Here is a 14,791-nt window from a genome sequence, read left to right as displayed (position 1 = left end):
CAATCAGATAATGTTCAAGCAGTGCAGCAGAATGGATTTTTGAACGTGCAGACGATGTTCAGCCTCGTCGTAAGCATCGTTTTGAATTGATTCCAACACAGCATCTGTGACTTCCACGTTGCGACGCACCGGCAAACAGTGCAAAAAACGCGCCCGACCAAGCTTTTCCGGCGTGAGTATCCAGTCGCGGTAGCAGGCCGGCGGCGACGCGCCATAGTCCTCGAGCGATGTCCAGGACTTGGCATACACCACATCCTGGTCAGCCAACACCGCTTGGTCGTGGATCACATCAACCCCCGGCAAACGCGCCATGACCTTGTCTGGGAGCAGAAAGCCCGGCGGGGCGACAATCGTCAGCCGACAACCAAGCTGGGTGGCCGCGAGCGCAAACGAGTTTGGCACGGCCGTTGGCAGCGCCTTGACATGGGGCGTCCAGGCTAACGCGACCCGGAGGCCGTCCGTTCGCCCGAACCGCTCGCGGATGGTCAACATATCGGCCATTGCCTGACAGGGATGGTAAAGCGCCGACTCCAGGTTGATGACCGGAACGGTGGCATAACGGCGAAAGGCTTCGATGACCGGATCGGCATGGTCTTCGTCAGCCCGCTTGAGCGATGGGAAACAGCGAATGGCCAGCACATCGAAATACCGCGACAACACCCGGGCCGCGTCGGCGACATGCTCCGGCTTGTCGCCGTCCATGACGACGCCTTCGAGATATTCGAGATTCCAGGCGCCACGCCCAACCTCCAGGGTGACACACGTCCCACCAAGCTGGGCAATGCCAACGGCAAAGCTCGTCCGGGTGCGGAGTGAGCTATCGAAAAAAATCAGCGCCACCGCCCGCCTGGCCAGGGCCTGTGAACGCACCCCCCGGTGCGCCAAGGCATGCGTCAAAATATGCTCAAGCGTAGCGCGGTCATACTCACTAGTGTCAATGAAATGTCTCATGGATGTAACGCAAGCATCGTCAGCCCGGTCGTTTCAGGCAGGCTGCACATTAGATTGAAACACTGGATAGCTTGTCCGGCGCCACCCTTGATGACGTTATCCAGTGCCGCCCACACAATGGCAATTCGGTCACGGACGGCAACCCCAAGGTCACAGTAGTTCGTCCCGCGCACCCATTTGATGTCAGGTGGTTCAGCGCGCAGGCGTACGAATGGGGCATCGGCATAACGCTTTGCGTAGAGAAGCCACCCGTCTTCCTGCGTCAAGGACGTTCCTAACTGGACATAGGCCGTTACAAGAATGCCTCGCACAAATGGACCAGAGTGCGGCTGAAAAACGAATGCGGTCTCACCGCCGGTGCTGAACTTGAGCGTTTGCGCAATTTCCGGGACGTGGCGGTGCGTAAAGGGTTCGTAAGCAAAAAGCGCATCCGCCCGAAAGGGGTGATGCGTGGTGGCGCGCGCCACCACACCTGCTCCCGATGAACCGGTAACGCCATTGATAAAGGCCCGCTCAATCAGTCCGGCCGCCGCCAACGGATAGAGCGCAAGCGCCGCGGCCGTGGCAAAGCATCCCGGCGCGGCAACGTAACGCGCTGCGCGGATGTCAGCCCGGAACAGTTCCGGCAAGCCATAAACAAACCGCTCAAGCCACGCCACGGCCGTATGGGGGCGACGATAGGTTGCAGCATAGACCGCCGGATCGCGTAGCCTAAAATCGGCTGAAGCGTCAATGACCGCGGCCGACTTGGGTAACGCATCAATTTGCGTCATGGCTTCCCCGTTTGGGAGCGCCAGGAACACGACATCAGCCTCGCCAATCTCGTTTAGCGGCCTCAATACCAAGTCTGTCCCAAGCAGATTAGGGTGAACCGTGGTTAGCGGTTTACCGGCCGATTCGCGGCCCGTCACCGCAACCACTTCGACGTTTGGGTGAGCAAGCAACAAGCGCGTCATCTCGCCACCAATATAGCCGGACGCGCCCACAACGGCGACGCGCCGTCGCGCCGCCGTCAATGATGTGACTTCAGCCATGCCTTCCTATCAGGCCACAGCAATATCCGGCGCGTAGCAAACCGAGGGCGCGGTCAAACGCAACACATCGCCGGTCAGGTTGAGTGTGGCAAAGAGTTTTTCAGGGTACTTCAGCGCATTGACGGCCGGGATTCCGAGCTGTTGTTCCAGGTAATCTGAGCCGGAGATGTTTTCGGTGGCCAACCCACTGAAGGCGTCAATTCGAACACCAAGCTGGTTGAGGTACAAGCGCGCGCCATAAGCGCCCATCAGGTCACCGGCACACACGACAACCGCCGCAACCGAAGCCATGATGTCGGCGTCAGCAATGACCGAATCTACCCGGTAATGACCAAAAATACCGTCGCCTAGCTCAAAAATCAGCAAGTCGCCATCCAGCGCATTGGCGATTGTCTTGACAATCGGCGCAAGGTCATCGGCATCAACCGTCGAAGGCAATCCACAATCCAGAAAGCTTTTCACATCCACGGCCCCGGCCGACTCAAATTTCTTGAGGTCACGAATCGCCCCGACCCCGGACAACTTGGCAGCGCCAACGCGGAAGCCCTGCGTGGTCGCGACCCGGATGAGTTCAGACGCGGTGACCGTCTTCCCAACATTCATACAGGTTCCGACCACCAGCACAATCGGACGCCGACGCAGGAGATGTGTCGCCAACGGAAGCGCGTCACGCCGCAAGTTGATCAGCCCGCGCTCGTCATGCAGGGTGCCCAAGTATTGAACCCGCGTGGCTTCGCCAAGGGCCGTGGTGGCATCGAGAAACTCACCGATCACGCCACCCACATTGAGCACTGAAAGATGATCGTGCTCGGCAAGCGTGGCCGGCACGCGACCGACAAAACCACGTAGCGCCTGGCGCGATCCCAGCACGCCAATGATGCGTTCACCTGGGGTCAGCGGAACGGTGCTGCCGTCGGTCAGTTCAAGGTTGGCATAGCTTTGATTGACCTTGAGCACTTCCACCGCGATGACATCGCCAAGGCAGGCGGTCGTTTGCGGCTGAATACGTGCACCTTCGCCAATCATGGCCCGGAGCGTCGAAGAACCTCGTTTCATGACAAGTCCTCCCGGCGCGCAGCGCGCGCAGCAGCAATCTGGTCAGTAATGCGAGCCGGTGACGTGCCCCCGTGGGAGGTTCGTCCCGCGATAGATTGTTCCGGGGTGAAGGTTTCAGGCATGACGCGCAGACCGAGCGTCGCCCATTCATCAGCAGGCACTTGTGAGAAGGGTACGCCGCGGCGTACCAAATTGCCAATTATTGTGTAGGCCGTCCGAAACGGCACCCCCTGGGCAACCAATCGCTCAACCAGATCGGTCGCGTAAAGTTTCTCGTCTGACGCAGCTTGACGCATCACCTCACGGTGAACCGTCATCTGCCGAATCGCCAGTGCGCAGACGTTCACAGAAGCCAGAACCGTTTCACCGACCCGCACAACCGGCGGCTTGGTTTCTTGCAAGTCGCGGTTGTAACCAACTGGCAAACCCTTGAGCGTCGTCAAGAGGTTGACCAACTCGCCAATGCACTGGCCGGCGCGTCCACGGACCAATTCCAGACAGTCGGGATTTTTCTTCTGCGGCATCAGGCTTGAACCGGTGGTGAGTTCGTCAGGCAGGTGAATGAAGTTGAATTCCTGCGAACACCACAGAATGAGCGTTTCCGCCAACTGTGAGAGATGAACCGCCAGGAGCGCACCGGCAAAGACGAAGTTCACGGCAAAGTCGCGGTCGGTGACGGCATCCAGCGCATTGCTGAAGACCCCATCCGCGCCGAGTTCCTGGGCCGTCCGGCGCGGATCGATCGGCACGGCGGTTCCGGCCAATGCGCCTGCGCCAAGCGGTGAGATGAACGGCTGACGCAACCGTTCGAGGTCGCGCGTCAATGCCGCGTGATAGGCTAGCAAGACATGCGCCAGTGAAACTGGCTGGGCGCGTTGGACGTGCGTGTAGCCGGGCAAAACGACATCGGCATACGCTTCAGCTTGGTCAACGAGCGCCGTCGTCAGTTCGGCCAGCGCCAGTCGCAACCGGGCTTCGCAATCGCGCACGTACAGGCGCAAGTCAAGCGCCACTTGGTCGTTGCGGCTGCGCGCCGTATGCAGCAGCCGCGCATCCGCGCCGATGAGGTCTTCCAGCCGCCGCTCAACGTTCATGTGCACGTCTTCGTACGCCGGATCGAGGTCAAGCCCTTCGGCACGGATGCGCTCGAGTCCGTGGCGCAAGCGGGTCGCCTGCTCGGCCGTCAACACGCCGACGGCTTCAAGCATGGCGACATGCGCCAGTGAACCGCGCAGGTCAGCCTCAAGCAGGTGGCGGTCGGTCTCGACCGAAGCGACGAATTTCGCAATATCATCTGCCATCGGCGCGCTAAAGGCGGCACGGAGTCCGGGCGCGTCGGATGACTGAGGCAAACGCGGATCAGCGGTCATGATTCGCTCGATGTCTGCCTGGCGTTCAGGTGCTGGTACACCGTCACTTCCAGGCCGAAGAGGGCAATGGTCAGCAACGCGAATGACGCATGCGTCAACAGGTTGATACGCGCCGCCGGCAAGGTTCCAAAAACGACGACGAGCGCCGTGGTGATCGCGACCATGAAGCCCACCGTGGCCAAGACTTCTTCCCAGAAAAGCCTGACGTGATGGACGTTTCCAACAGCAACCCGCGCAGACGCGCCAAAGGGGAACAACATGGCAGTCACCTCCATTGAGAAAGACTCGGCCGCGCCTGCATACGCGCGCGATACGATGGGAGCGAGTTGTAAATTCGGCCTTTCAAAACCGAATCACCGACGTGAACCAACCGACCAGGCGGGCTATGCCGACAACCGTCCCGCCTGTCGCAGGCGCAAGGCCTGCACAGCAATGAACCCACCGGCATCTGAGGGCGCAACTTGCGTGCGCGTCTCAAAACTCACAGCTTCAGCATCGTAAAGTCCGACCGGAGATTTACGACCGACGACCTGGGCCGCACCTTTGTAAAGCTTTAAACGCGCCGTTCCCGTCACGTTCCGTTGAGTGTGGGCCAGGGTCGCGCGCAGTAGCTCCATTTCGGGAGCAAACCAGAAGCCGTTGTAAACGAGTTCGGCAAATTTCGGCGCGAGCGTCTCCTTGAAATGCGCCACCTCGCGGTCAAGCGTCAGTGACTCGACGGCGCGATGGGCCAGCATCAGGATGGTCGCGCCCGGTGTTTCGTACACACCGCGCGACTTCAGCCCGATGAAGCGATTCTCCACGATGTCCACGCGGCCGATGCCATGTCGTGCGCCCAGGGCGTTGGCGCGTTCCAGCAACCGAAAAGGTGATAGGGCTTCTCCATCAATGGCCACCGGCACCCCGGCTTCAAAGGTGATGTCAACCAACGCGGGTTCATCGGGGGCTTGTTCGGGATCGGTTGTCCAGAGAAACATGCCTGCCGGTGGCGGCTGCCAGGGGTCTTCGAGCACGCCGCCCTCGTAGCTGATGTGCATGGCGTTGGCGTCCATCGAGTAGGGCTTTTCCGCCGTCACCGGCACCGGAATGCCATGCCGTTCGGCATAGGCCAGCAGATCGCTCCGTCCCACGAAGGACCACTCGCGCCACGGAGCGATGACCCGCAGGTCAGGAGCGAGCGCCGCGACGGTCAGTTCAAAGCGCACTTGGTCGTTGCCCTTTCCGGTCGCGCCATGAGCCACGGCGTCACAGCCAGTTGACCGCGCGGCTGCCACCAGGGCTTTGGCGATGACCGGACGCGCCAGTGATGTGCCGAGCAAGTACGCGCCTTCATAGACGGCATGCGCGCTCAACGCCGGAAACACATAATCGCGCACAAACGCTTCCCGAACATCAGCAATGACAACTTCGGTCGCGCCCGTCGCCAGGGCTTTTTCGTGCACCGCAGCTAGGTCTTCGTTCTGTCCGACATCGGCGACAAATGCCACAACCGGAACGCCGTAGGTCTCCTTCAGCCAAGTCAAAATAACGCTCGTATCGAGGCCACCACTGTAGGCGAGGGCAATTTTTTTCATGACCGATGCTTCCCTTCCTTGGCACTTCGACCTTTTGTGACCTGAGTGCGGTCATGCCTGCCACGACCGCGCAGTGCCTGACCATTCTTTTGATAAGGACCACCGGCTGGGGCGGACACCCCGGCCAGATTGACAATCCGCTCCGCAAGCCGCCGCGCGGCAGCCGCATTCTTGACCACAACCAACACTGTATTGTCGCCGGCGACCGTGCCAATGACTTCTGGGAAGGCCAGCCGGTCAAGCGCCTCTGCGACGGGATGGGCGTTAGCTGCATCGGTGTGAACAACGATCAGGTTTTCGGCGGCCTGCGCTCGGCGGACCAACCGCGACAGCAAAAACGTTTCATTTGAGCTAGGAAACGTCAGCATGGTTCGCCCATAGTAAGCGCCATTAGCATCAGAAAATCTCACCAAGCCCAGCTCCTTGATGTCACGGGAGATGGTTCCCTGATCGCAGATGATGCCGTAGCGCGCAGCTAGTGCAGCACGCAAGTCGGCCTGGGTGCTCAGTCGCTCGCGCTCAATAAGTTCTAGTAGAGCTTGCTGACGTTCGGCTTTCTCCATCCTGGTTCAGCCATCACCCTCCTTACACCCGGCTATTGACCCATGTCCCGTGAATAAGCCGCCGATAGTATGCATATTTATGCATTTGTCAAGCATAGATATGCAAAATTGCCCCCCGTTACTCCTGTGCCGAGGCGGCGCGGCACTTGGCGCGCCGCACAACTGGTCAGTACGCGCTACCAGCCGCTGGATGAACTGGGCGGCTCTGCTGGCCCGTCCATGGTTTGAATGGAACCACAACGTTGTGATGAACTGAGGGGCGTAAGTTTTAGCCAAGCGCCTTGGGGTCAAGGTGCTGCCCATTCGTGACGCGCAGTGTCCGGCCTGAGCCGATCTTGCCGACCTTCGGCAACCAGGCTGAAGACCGATAACCCACCTCTCACTTGCAAAATGGAGTATCCGCATGTCTATAGCGCAGGCGTTCATCGGCGAGTTGACCCATGAGGCTCAAACAACTCGTAAGCTGCTCGAGCGCATCCCGGAGCAACACTTTGATTGGAAGCCGCATGAAAAATCCATGACGCTTCAACGGCTGGCCGTGCATGTGACTGAAATGCACGGGTGGATCAGCACCACGGTTGAGACGCCAGCGCTGGATTTCGCTGCAATGGACTATAAACCCAAGTCGCCACAGACCACTGCCGAACTCGTGGCGATGTTTGATGAAACGCTGGCGCAAGCCGTGAAGTCACTCAGCCAAGTCACGGATGAGTCGCTGATGGTGCGGTGGCAACTGCGCCATGGGGAACAGGTGTTACTCGACCTACCCCGCGCGCAGGTCCTGCGTGGCATGGTGATGAACCATATCATTCACCATCGCGGGCAGCTATCTGTTTACCTTCGCTGGCTCGACATTCCACTTCCAGCCATCTATGGGCCGAGCGCCGATGAGCGGTGAGCTTGCGCGCGGTTGTCGCGCCGCAAGCACTATGATTCATCGGTGAGTTTGATCCCGAAACGTTCCGCCATGCGATAGAGCGTCCGGCGGTCAATACCAAGGACCTCGGCGGCGCGTGTCCGATTGCCCTTGACCACATTGAGCACGTGCGCCAAATAACGGCGCTCCAGTTCATCTAGCGTCGGTAACGCTGCAAAGCACTGCTTTTCCCAGTCTGAAGCAACTGGTCGGTCGGCGCGCGTTCCCTGCATTTTCGGGGGGAGGTCTTCCAGACGAATGAGGCCACCGCGGGCATGGAGCGCGGCATACTCGACCGCGGCCTGCAACTCGCGGACATTGCCGGGAAAGTCATAGGCTTCCAGCAGGGCCAGGGCGGACGGCTCAAACTGCACGCTCCGGCCAAGCGTTTTTGTGGCTTTGTGCAAAAACGCCTTGGACAGGAGGGGTATATCCTCGCGCCGCTCGCGCAGTGGCGGCACGCGCAGGGTTGCCGTGGTGAGTCGGTAATACAGGTCTTCCCGAAACCGTCCGCCAGACACTTCGGCTTCCAGTGCCCGATTGGTCGCCGCAATCACCCGCACATCCACCTGCTGGGCGCGCGCCGCGCCGACCCGCCGGATTTCACCTTCCTGCAACGCGCGCAGGAGCTTGACCTGCATGGCCAGCGGAATCTCGCCAATCTCATCGAGAAACAGGGTGCCGTGATGCGCTTCTTCCCACAAACCCTTTCGCTCGGCAATCGCTCCGGTAAATGCACCTCGAACATGACCGAACAGTTCGGATTCGAGGAGGTTTTCCGGCAACGCGCCACAGTTGACCGGCACGAACGGCCCATCGGCGCGCGGGCTATGCTGGTGGATGGCGCGGGCGACGAGTTCCTTGCCGGCGCCGGATTCACCCAGGATGAGAACGGTTGAGCGCGTTGGCGCAACGCGCGCGATTTCTTTGTAGAGGTCCACCATCGGGGCTGACCGCCCGACCAGGCCCGAGGTGTCCACGAAGCGTTCCGCCGCCGGCGGCGGCGCGGATGACATGCCGCGACTGGCCAGCGCGGACTGCACGACCGACACGACTTGATCCACCTTGAACGGCTTCGAGATGAAGTCCCAGGCGCCATCGCGGGACGCCGTCACGGCCGCATCCAGCGTCCCGAAGCCCGTGACGAGAATGACGGGGCAGCGCGCCCGAAAGTCTTTCAGCAGGTCGAGTCCCGTGGCATCGGCTTCAAGGTTGATGTCGCTCACCACGAGGTCGAAGGGCTGCTCCGCAAAGCAGCGGCGTGCGGCGGCCGGGGTCGTGGCGGTGGCCACATCCCAGCCGCGGGCGGCAAAAATTTCGCGCAGCAACTCACAGGAAGCCGCGTCGTCATCCACAACCAGAATACGCTTGATCATGCCGGTTGCTCCACCGCCGACGGCAGCGTGAGGCGAATGGTCGTCCCGCGGCCGGGCTGGCTGACCACCGTCATCTCTCCGCCGTGTTCGCGGATAATCTGGCGCGCCACCACCAGGCCGAGACCCGTTCCGCTGCCGCGCGGCTTGGTCGTAAAGAATGGCTCGAAAACGCGGGCGCGAACGTCTTCCGGCATCCCCGTGCCGGTGTCGCTGACCTCGATGACAAACTGCTCGCCGCTGCCACCCGTTTCCCAGCACGTGACGTCCACCATCAACTGTCCGCCCTGGGGCATGGCGTCCACGGCATTGTTGAACAAGTTGATGAACACTTGCTGGAGCCGGTCCATCGCGCCCCGAATCGGCAAGGCGGTGTTGCCGATGTTGGTGACCAGATGGATGTTTCGAGCGTCGAGCGCTGGCTGCACGACATCGAAGGTCCGACGTAAAACGGCAGACAGGTCCAGCAGCTCGTGTTCACTCACGTCCGCCCGCGTGCGGTCGAGCATCGCGCGGACGATCCGCTCGATGCGCTCGATCTGAGCGGCAATGGTTTCCAGGCGGTTCTGGGCCTTGGCATTGTCGCCGAGATCGGCGCTCAGAAGCTGGACATGGCCACTGATGAGGTTGAGCGGCGTCCCTACCTCGTGGGCCAACTGCGCGGCGGTCTGTCCGGCGGCCGCCAGGCGCTCCATGTCCGTCAAGCGGCGCGTCAGCTCCCACAGCTCACGGTTGAGCTGGGCGAGCTGCGCGTTGCGTTCGGATAGCTCGGCGGTGGCCTCGGCGATGCGCTCTTCCAGAAGCTGGCGTTGCCGTTCGCGCTCATCCGTCATGGCTTGAACCTGTCCGAGCATCTGGTTGTAGCCGGCCGCCAAGCGGCCAAGCTCATCGGTCGCGCGAATATCAACCGTCGCGGACAGGTCGCCGGACTGAACCCGGTGCATCGCATTCAGCAGGCGCTCAATCGGACGATACACGGTTCGCCGAAACAGCCAGTTCATGCTCAGTGTAATCGTTGCCACGCAACCCAGCGCCAGCCACAGCGCCAAGGTTCGGTAGCGGGCAACCACGTCTGGGGCGGCATCAAAGCGCTCGACGTATTCCACGGCCCCTTCCGGGCGGCCGGGGCGCTTGATAGGGACGCACACCCAGTAGGCCTCCTCGCCGCCAGGCTTCAGCGGGCGACTGGTGGGCAGGTTTGCCACGGACGGCGTCCGCAGTGATTTGGCAATGGCTTCCGGGTCAGGCGGGGGGAGATCATCGTCCACGACGGCGGCGGTCACGCCATAAGACTTCCCGGCGCGCTCCCACACGCGCACGCCGATGGCGCCGGGACGCGCGTTCTTCGACAGTGCCAACAGGCGATTGAGCGCCGTTTGCTCGTTTGGCAGGCGCGCGATCTGGTCGGCCAACGTCACGGCATGGAGCTTGACCCGCGCCCGCTGCTCTTCGCCAAGCAAACGCTCCAGCTCACGGCTTGACAGCCAGACAAAGGCGCCCAGGACGGCAATCGTGATGGCCGAGGCCAGCAGGGTTGTACGGGTATGCAGTTTCAAAGCCATATCGTTTAGGCTCTGCCGATGAACTTGACGCCGCTTTCCGGCGCACGGTATGGGTTGCAAACGCTTACCTCACCACGCCGGTTGTAGCGAAGCATAGGAGTCGCAGCGAAGAATAAAAAAGCTTATGCCGCACCACATAGATTATCCAACCGTTGGCATTATTGGGCTGGGCTACGTGGGCCTCCCGCTCGCCGTGCAGTTTATTCGCGGCGGATGTCAGGTCATTGGGTTTGATATTGACGAGCACAAGGTATCGGCCATCAATGCCGGGCGCGCTTACATCAAAAGCGTCCCGGCCGCCGTGATTGCGGAAGCGGCGGCCACCCGGCGACTCACGGCGACCACCGATTCCACGCTCCTGGCAAGCGCGGACGCCATCGTGATTTGCGTCCCGACCCCGCTGACGGCGCACCGCGAACCTGATTTGTCGTTCATCACCCGCACGGCCGAAACGCTTGCTCCGCGGTTACGGCGCGGGCAACTCGTCAGCCTGGAATCCACGACCTACCCGGGCACGACCGAAGAGGAACTGATCCCACGGCTGGAACGGGGATCGGGCTTGCGCGCCGGACTGGATTTCCACGTCGTGTACTCGCCCGAACGGGAAGACCCCGGCAATCCCAACTTTGGAACGCGCGACATCCCAAAGGTCATCGGTGGATTGACAGCCGATTGCCTGGCGGCCGGCGTGGCGCTGTACCAACACGCCGTTCAGACGCTCGTGCCGGTGTCGTCGCTGCGCGTCGCCGAGGCGACCAAGTTGGTTGAAAACATTTTCCGGTGCGTCAACATCGCCATGGTCAACGAACTCAAAATTGTCTTTGACGCCATGGGCCTCGACGTGTGGGAAGTGCTCGACGCGGCCAAAACCAAGCCATTTGGCTTCATGAAGTTCGAGCCGGGGCCGGGCCTGGGCGGGCACTGCATTCCGATTGATCCGTTTTACCTGACCTGGAAAGCGCGCGAGTTCGGCGTTCAAACCAAGTTCATCGAACTGGCCGGCGACATCAACACCAGCATGCCCCGCTATGTCGTCACCCGTTTGCTCGAAGCCCTGTCCGACGCCGGCAAGCCGCTGCGGGGCGCGAACATTCTCCTGCTGGGATTGGCTTACAAGAAAAACGTTGACGACCCACGCGAATCCCCGACCTTCGCCATCTGGGACCTGCTGCGCGCCCGCCAGGCGCAGGTTCTGTTCCATGATCCGCACATTCCGGTCGCGCCGCCCATGCGCGAGTATCCAGCCTACGCGGGGACGCCTTCCGTCCCTTTGACCGCAGAGGTTCTGGCGCAGAGCGACGCCGTCGTGATCTGCACCGCGCACGATAGTATTGACTATGCCTTTGTCGTCCAGCATGCACCGCTGGTGATTGATACCCGCAACGTTTGCGCCGGGTTGCCAGCCGAGCTGGTGAGCGACAAAGTCACCAAGGCCTGAATCGTCACGCCCATCTTTCCAATCTAGAGGGTAGAAAAACCGATGGACCAAGCCTGGACGGTTAACCTCAACGGTCAGGCCTACACAACTGACCTCACGACGTTGCGGCAGTGGATTGCCGAAGGCCGTGTGCCGCCAAACGCTTATGTCCGCAAAGGCGAACTCAACTGGATTCCGGCCCACCAAGCGCCTGAGTTGCGCGAGGTCTGCGCCGCGGCGCCGCCGGGCGCGGTCCCCCAGTCGCCGCCAGCAAAATTTCAGAATCTCCAGCAAACGCTGGGGCGCGGCAAGATGAAAACCATCATGACCGGGCTTTCCGGCAACGAGATGTTTTGTCTGCATCAGAAAGGCTTTACGCCCGGCAGCCTCATCATTGGCAATAGCGTTTATTCATTGGGCTTGCTGGGGAGCCTGGGATCGAGCGTGCAGGGGCTGATTGGCGGTGAAGTCAGCCAAGTCACCAACTTGATTCACGAAGGCCGGTTTCAGTCCTACCAACGGATGGTGCGTGAGGCGCAAGCCTACGGCGGCGTGGGCATCACCAGCGTGACGAGCGAGCTGCGACACTTCCACGGCAACATTGAGTTTCTCTCGATTGCCTCGACGGTTCACCGAACCACGTCCGCGGCCGGGCAGTTGGAGTTCACGATGAGCGGCGACGGGCAAGACCTGTATTGCCTGCTCGATGCGGGCTACCAACCGCTTCAGTTCGTGTTTGGCAATGTGGCCTACTCGATTGGCTTGGGCGGTGGACTCATGGGCGGGCTGCGCAGCCTCAAACGCGGTGAAATTCGGGAGTTTAGCAATGTGCTCAATGCCACCCGTCATTTGGCGCTCGACCGCATTGCCGGTGAAGCCAGGCAAGCCGGGGCCAACGCCGTGCTCGGCATCCAGACGAGTGTCAAACCGTTTCAGGGTGTTCACGAGATGATGATGCTCGGCACGGCAGTCTTTCATCCCGATCTTCCGGCGGAGTTCAAACAACAACCCATCACCAGCGATCTCACCTGTCAGGAAACGTGGAATCTGGCCAACCTGGGGTATATCCCACTGCGGCTCGTGCTCGGAACGGCGGTCTATTCGCTGGGCTTCGTCGGCGGCATCATGTCGGCGCTCAAGTCGTTTGCGCGGGGCGAAATCAGTGAACTGACCTCGCTCATCTATGAGGCGCGGGAGCACGCCATTGGACTGATTGCCGCCGAAGCCGAGCAGTTGGGCGCGGACGACGTGATGGGCATCAAAACCCACGTCAATGACATGAACGGACTGCTGGAGTTTTTGGCGATTGGCACGGCCGTCAAGCGCCATCCGGCAGCGAAGACGCTCTCGCCGGCGCTGCCGCCGCAAGCCGTCATGCACGACAAGGACACCTGGATTAGCGAGAGCGCTCCGCTCAGTCTTCAGCCCAAACACTGACGACCCTGCGGGCGGTGGCACCGCGCCGGGTGACACTGCCCGACCAAGCTTCTGGTCAGCGGGGAGGATCAGGCGGCCGGCTTCAACTTGCTGTATCGGATGCCATAGGTAAAGTAAATGACATACCCGGCGGCCATCCAGATGACGAGCCGCAACCAAGTGTCGAGTGGCAGGGCGGCCATCATGGCAAAGCAGACCAGCATGCCGAGCACCGGCACGACCGGGACGAACGGCGTTTTGAACGGGCGTTTGCGTTCGGGCTGGGTGTAGCGCAACACCAGAATCCCGACACACACCAGAATGAAGGCAAACAGCGTCCCGATGCTCGTCATTTCGCCGACGACCCGCGCCGGGACGAATGCCGCGAACAGGCTCACGAAAACCGCGAACAGCGCGTTGGATTTCCACGGCGTACGGAAGCGCGGATGCACTTCCGAAAAAATCTTGGGCAACAGCCCGTCGTGCGACATCGAGAAAAAGACCCGCGACTGCCCCAGCAACATCACCAGGATGACCGAGGCGTAGCCGGCGAGAATCGCCAGGATGATGCCCTGGTTGAGCCACTTATAGGGCGTATGGGCGATGGCCGTTGCCACCGGAGCGATGCCTTCGACGCCCTGAAACTCGGAATAATGGGCCAGCCCAGTCATCACATGGGCAAAGAGGATATAAAGCACCGTGCAAATGGCGAGGGAGCCAAGAATGCCAATCGGCATGTCGCGCTGGGGGTTGCGGGCTTCCTGGGCGGCGGTCGAAACGGCGTCAAAGCCAATGTAGGCAAAAAAGATGATGCCGGCCGCGCGCACAATTCCGCTCCAGCCAAAGCTGCCGAATTCGCCCGTGTTGGGTGGGATGTAGGGCTCGTAGTTTTTGGGTTCGATGAAGCCCCATCCCAGTCCGATGAACGCGAGCACAACGCCCACCTTGAGCGCCACGATGATGTTGTTGACCAGGGCGGACTCCTGCGTGCCCTTGATGAGGATGAGCGACATGGCCACGACGATGAACACCGCCGGAAGATTGACGATGCCCGTCACCGTGGCCCCGCCGGCCGTGGTAATAGAATCGAACGGCGACATGGTGAGTTGGGGCGGCAAGGCGAGGTTGTAGTACTCCAGAAACTTCACTAGGTAGCGCGACCAGCTAATCGAGACGGTTGCGGCCCCGACGGCGTATTCCAGCACGAGGTCCCACCCGATGGTCCAGGCGATGAGTTCGCCCATGGTGGCGTAAGAATAGGTGTAGGCGCTGCCGGCCACCGGAATCATGGCGGCAAACTCGGCGTAGCAGAGGCCGGCGAAGAGACATCCCACCGCCGCAATTACGAAAGAAATCGTCACGGCTGGGCCGGCGTTGTTGCCGGCGGCGAGACCGGTGATGGAAAACAAGCCGGCGCCAATGATGGCGCCGATGCCCAGCGCGGTCAGGTTGATCGGGCCGAGGGTTCGCTTGAGTGAACCTTGTTCAACCGACGACTGCGCTTGTAATTCGTCAATAGATTTGACCACGAAGAGCTGATTTGCCACGCTACACTCCTC

Annotated in this window: 13 protein-coding genes; 3 read left to right on the top strand and 10 right to left on the bottom strand. The window is 60.9% G+C overall.

The genetic code is table 11. The features are described from left to right. Nucleotides 1-3: 3 nt before the first annotated feature. From J8C06_RS12710 to J8C06_RS12680, 7 genes are all read right to left on the bottom strand, one after another. Entirely contained in the window at nucleotides 4-951 is a 948-nt protein-coding gene (locus J8C06_RS12710) for an N-acetylornithine carbamoyltransferase (RefSeq protein WP_211430521.1), read from the bottom strand. Continuing rightward, nucleotides 948-1,985, bottom strand: coding sequence for an N-acetyl-gamma-glutamyl-phosphate reductase (gene argC, locus J8C06_RS12705; protein WP_211430520.1), 1,038 nt, complete (start codon nucleotides 1,983-1,985; stop codon nucleotides 948-950). The genes J8C06_RS12710 and argC overlap by 4 nt, the downstream gene beginning before the upstream one ends. Nucleotides 1,986-1,994: 9 nt before the next feature. Then, nucleotides 1,995-3,041, bottom strand: a complete 1,047-nt coding sequence (locus J8C06_RS12700; protein ID WP_211430519.1) for a hypothetical protein — start codon at nucleotides 3,039-3,041, stop codon at nucleotides 1,995-1,997. Then, the gene (argH, locus tag J8C06_RS12695) at nucleotides 3,038-4,411 is read right to left on the bottom strand and encodes an argininosuccinate lyase (RefSeq protein WP_211430518.1); all 1,374 of its coding nucleotides are present in this window, start codon (nucleotides 4,409-4,411) and stop codon (nucleotides 3,038-3,040) included. Before argH ends, J8C06_RS12700 begins: the two co-directional genes overlap by 4 nt. Continuing rightward, nucleotides 4,408-4,671 carry a hypothetical protein gene (locus J8C06_RS12690; protein ID WP_211430517.1) on the bottom strand — a complete coding sequence of 88 codons (264 nt, stop codon included), beginning with the start codon at nucleotides 4,669-4,671 and terminating at the stop codon, nucleotides 4,408-4,410. Before J8C06_RS12690 ends, argH begins: the two co-directional genes overlap by 4 nt. A 123-nt stretch (nucleotides 4,672-4,794) precedes the next feature. After that, a complete protein-coding gene (locus J8C06_RS12685) occupies nucleotides 4,795-5,985 on the bottom strand; it encodes an argininosuccinate synthase (protein ID WP_211430516.1) in 1,191 nt (396 codons plus the stop codon). Continuing rightward, nucleotides 5,982-6,548, bottom strand: a complete 567-nt coding sequence (locus J8C06_RS12680) for an arginine repressor (protein ID WP_211430515.1) — start codon at nucleotides 6,546-6,548, stop codon at nucleotides 5,982-5,984. Before J8C06_RS12680 ends, J8C06_RS12685 begins: the two co-directional genes overlap by 4 nt. Nucleotides 6,549-6,951: 403 nt before the next feature. Here J8C06_RS12680 and J8C06_RS12675 point away from each other — a divergent pair, with 403 nt between their 5' ends. After that, nucleotides 6,952-7,446, top strand: a complete 495-nt coding sequence (locus J8C06_RS12675) for a DinB family protein (RefSeq protein ID WP_211430514.1) — start codon at nucleotides 6,952-6,954, stop codon at nucleotides 7,444-7,446. A gap of 29 nt (nucleotides 7,447-7,475) precedes the next feature. Here J8C06_RS12675 and J8C06_RS12670 read toward each other — a convergent pair whose 3' ends face one another. Further along, the gene (locus tag J8C06_RS12670; protein ID WP_211430513.1) at nucleotides 7,476-8,840 is read right to left on the bottom strand and encodes a sigma-54-dependent transcriptional regulator; all 1,365 of its coding nucleotides are present in this window, start codon (nucleotides 8,838-8,840) and stop codon (nucleotides 7,476-7,478) included. Next, nucleotides 8,837-10,399 (bottom strand): sensor histidine kinase, encoded by a 1,563-nt coding sequence (locus tag J8C06_RS12665; RefSeq protein ID WP_211430512.1) that lies wholly within the window; start codon nucleotides 10,397-10,399, stop codon nucleotides 8,837-8,839. The genes J8C06_RS12670 and J8C06_RS12665 overlap by 4 nt, the downstream gene beginning before the upstream one ends. A 124-nt stretch (nucleotides 10,400-10,523) precedes the next feature. Between J8C06_RS12665 and J8C06_RS12660 the strand changes: the two genes are divergently transcribed. Further along, the gene (locus tag J8C06_RS12660; RefSeq protein ID WP_211430511.1) at nucleotides 10,524-11,837 is read left to right on the top strand and encodes a nucleotide sugar dehydrogenase; all 1,314 of its coding nucleotides are present in this window, start codon (nucleotides 10,524-10,526) and stop codon (nucleotides 11,835-11,837) included. Between the two features lie 42 nt (nucleotides 11,838-11,879). Continuing rightward, entirely contained in the window at nucleotides 11,880-13,253 is a 1,374-nt protein-coding gene (locus tag J8C06_RS12655) for a heavy metal-binding domain-containing protein (protein WP_246602164.1), read from the top strand. A 68-nt stretch (nucleotides 13,254-13,321) separates the two neighbouring features. On the opposite strand, the gene J8C06_RS12650 is transcribed toward J8C06_RS12655, so the two are convergent. Next, nucleotides 13,322-14,779, bottom strand: a complete 1,458-nt coding sequence (locus tag J8C06_RS12650) for an amino acid permease (RefSeq protein WP_211430510.1) — start codon at nucleotides 14,777-14,779, stop codon at nucleotides 13,322-13,324. Between the last annotated feature and the right edge of the window lie 12 nt (nucleotides 14,780-14,791).

It is taken from the genome of Chloracidobacterium validum (genome assembly GCF_018304825.1).
In the GTDB taxonomy this organism is placed as follows: domain Bacteria; phylum Acidobacteriota; class Blastocatellia; order Chloracidobacteriales; family Chloracidobacteriaceae; genus Chloracidobacterium; species Chloracidobacterium validum.
This window is presented reverse-complemented; position numbering and strand designations above follow the sequence as displayed.

Bases quoted from the DNA above. Each gene is read 5' to 3' on its own strand.
- J8C06_RS12710 (WP_211430521.1), bottom strand. From the start codon at position 951: ATGAGACATTTCATTGACACTAGTGAGTATGACCGCGCTACGCTTGAG.
- argC (WP_211430520.1), bottom strand. From the start codon at position 1,985: ATGGCTGAAGTCACATCATTGACGGCGGCGCGACGGCGCGTCGCCGTT.
- J8C06_RS12700 (WP_211430519.1), bottom strand. From the start codon at position 3,041: ATGAAACGAGGTTCTTCGACGCTCCGGGCCATGATTGGCGAAGGTGCA.
- argH (WP_211430518.1), bottom strand. From the start codon at position 4,411: ATGACCGCTGATCCGCGTTTGCCTCAGTCATCCGACGCGCCCGGACTC.
- J8C06_RS12690 (WP_211430517.1), bottom strand. From the start codon at position 4,671: ATGTTGTTCCCCTTTGGCGCGTCTGCGCGGGTTGCTGTTGGAAACGTC.
- J8C06_RS12685 (WP_211430516.1), bottom strand. From the start codon at position 5,985: ATGAAAAAAATTGCCCTCGCCTACAGTGGTGGCCTCGATACGAGCGTT.
- J8C06_RS12680 (WP_211430515.1), bottom strand. From the start codon at position 6,548: ATGGAGAAAGCCGAACGTCAGCAAGCTCTACTAGAACTTATTGAGCGC.
- J8C06_RS12675 (WP_211430514.1), top strand. From the start codon at position 6,952: ATGTCTATAGCGCAGGCGTTCATCGGCGAGTTGACCCATGAGGCTCAA.
- J8C06_RS12670 (WP_211430513.1), bottom strand. From the start codon at position 8,840: ATGATCAAGCGTATTCTGGTTGTGGATGACGACGCGGCTTCCTGTGAG.
- J8C06_RS12665 (WP_211430512.1), bottom strand. From the start codon at position 10,399: ATGGCTTTGAAACTGCATACCCGTACAACCCTGCTGGCCTCGGCCATC.
- J8C06_RS12660 (WP_211430511.1), top strand. From the start codon at position 10,524: ATGCCGCACCACATAGATTATCCAACCGTTGGCATTATTGGGCTGGGC.
- J8C06_RS12655 (WP_246602164.1), top strand. From the start codon at position 11,880: ATGGACCAAGCCTGGACGGTTAACCTCAACGGTCAGGCCTACACAACT.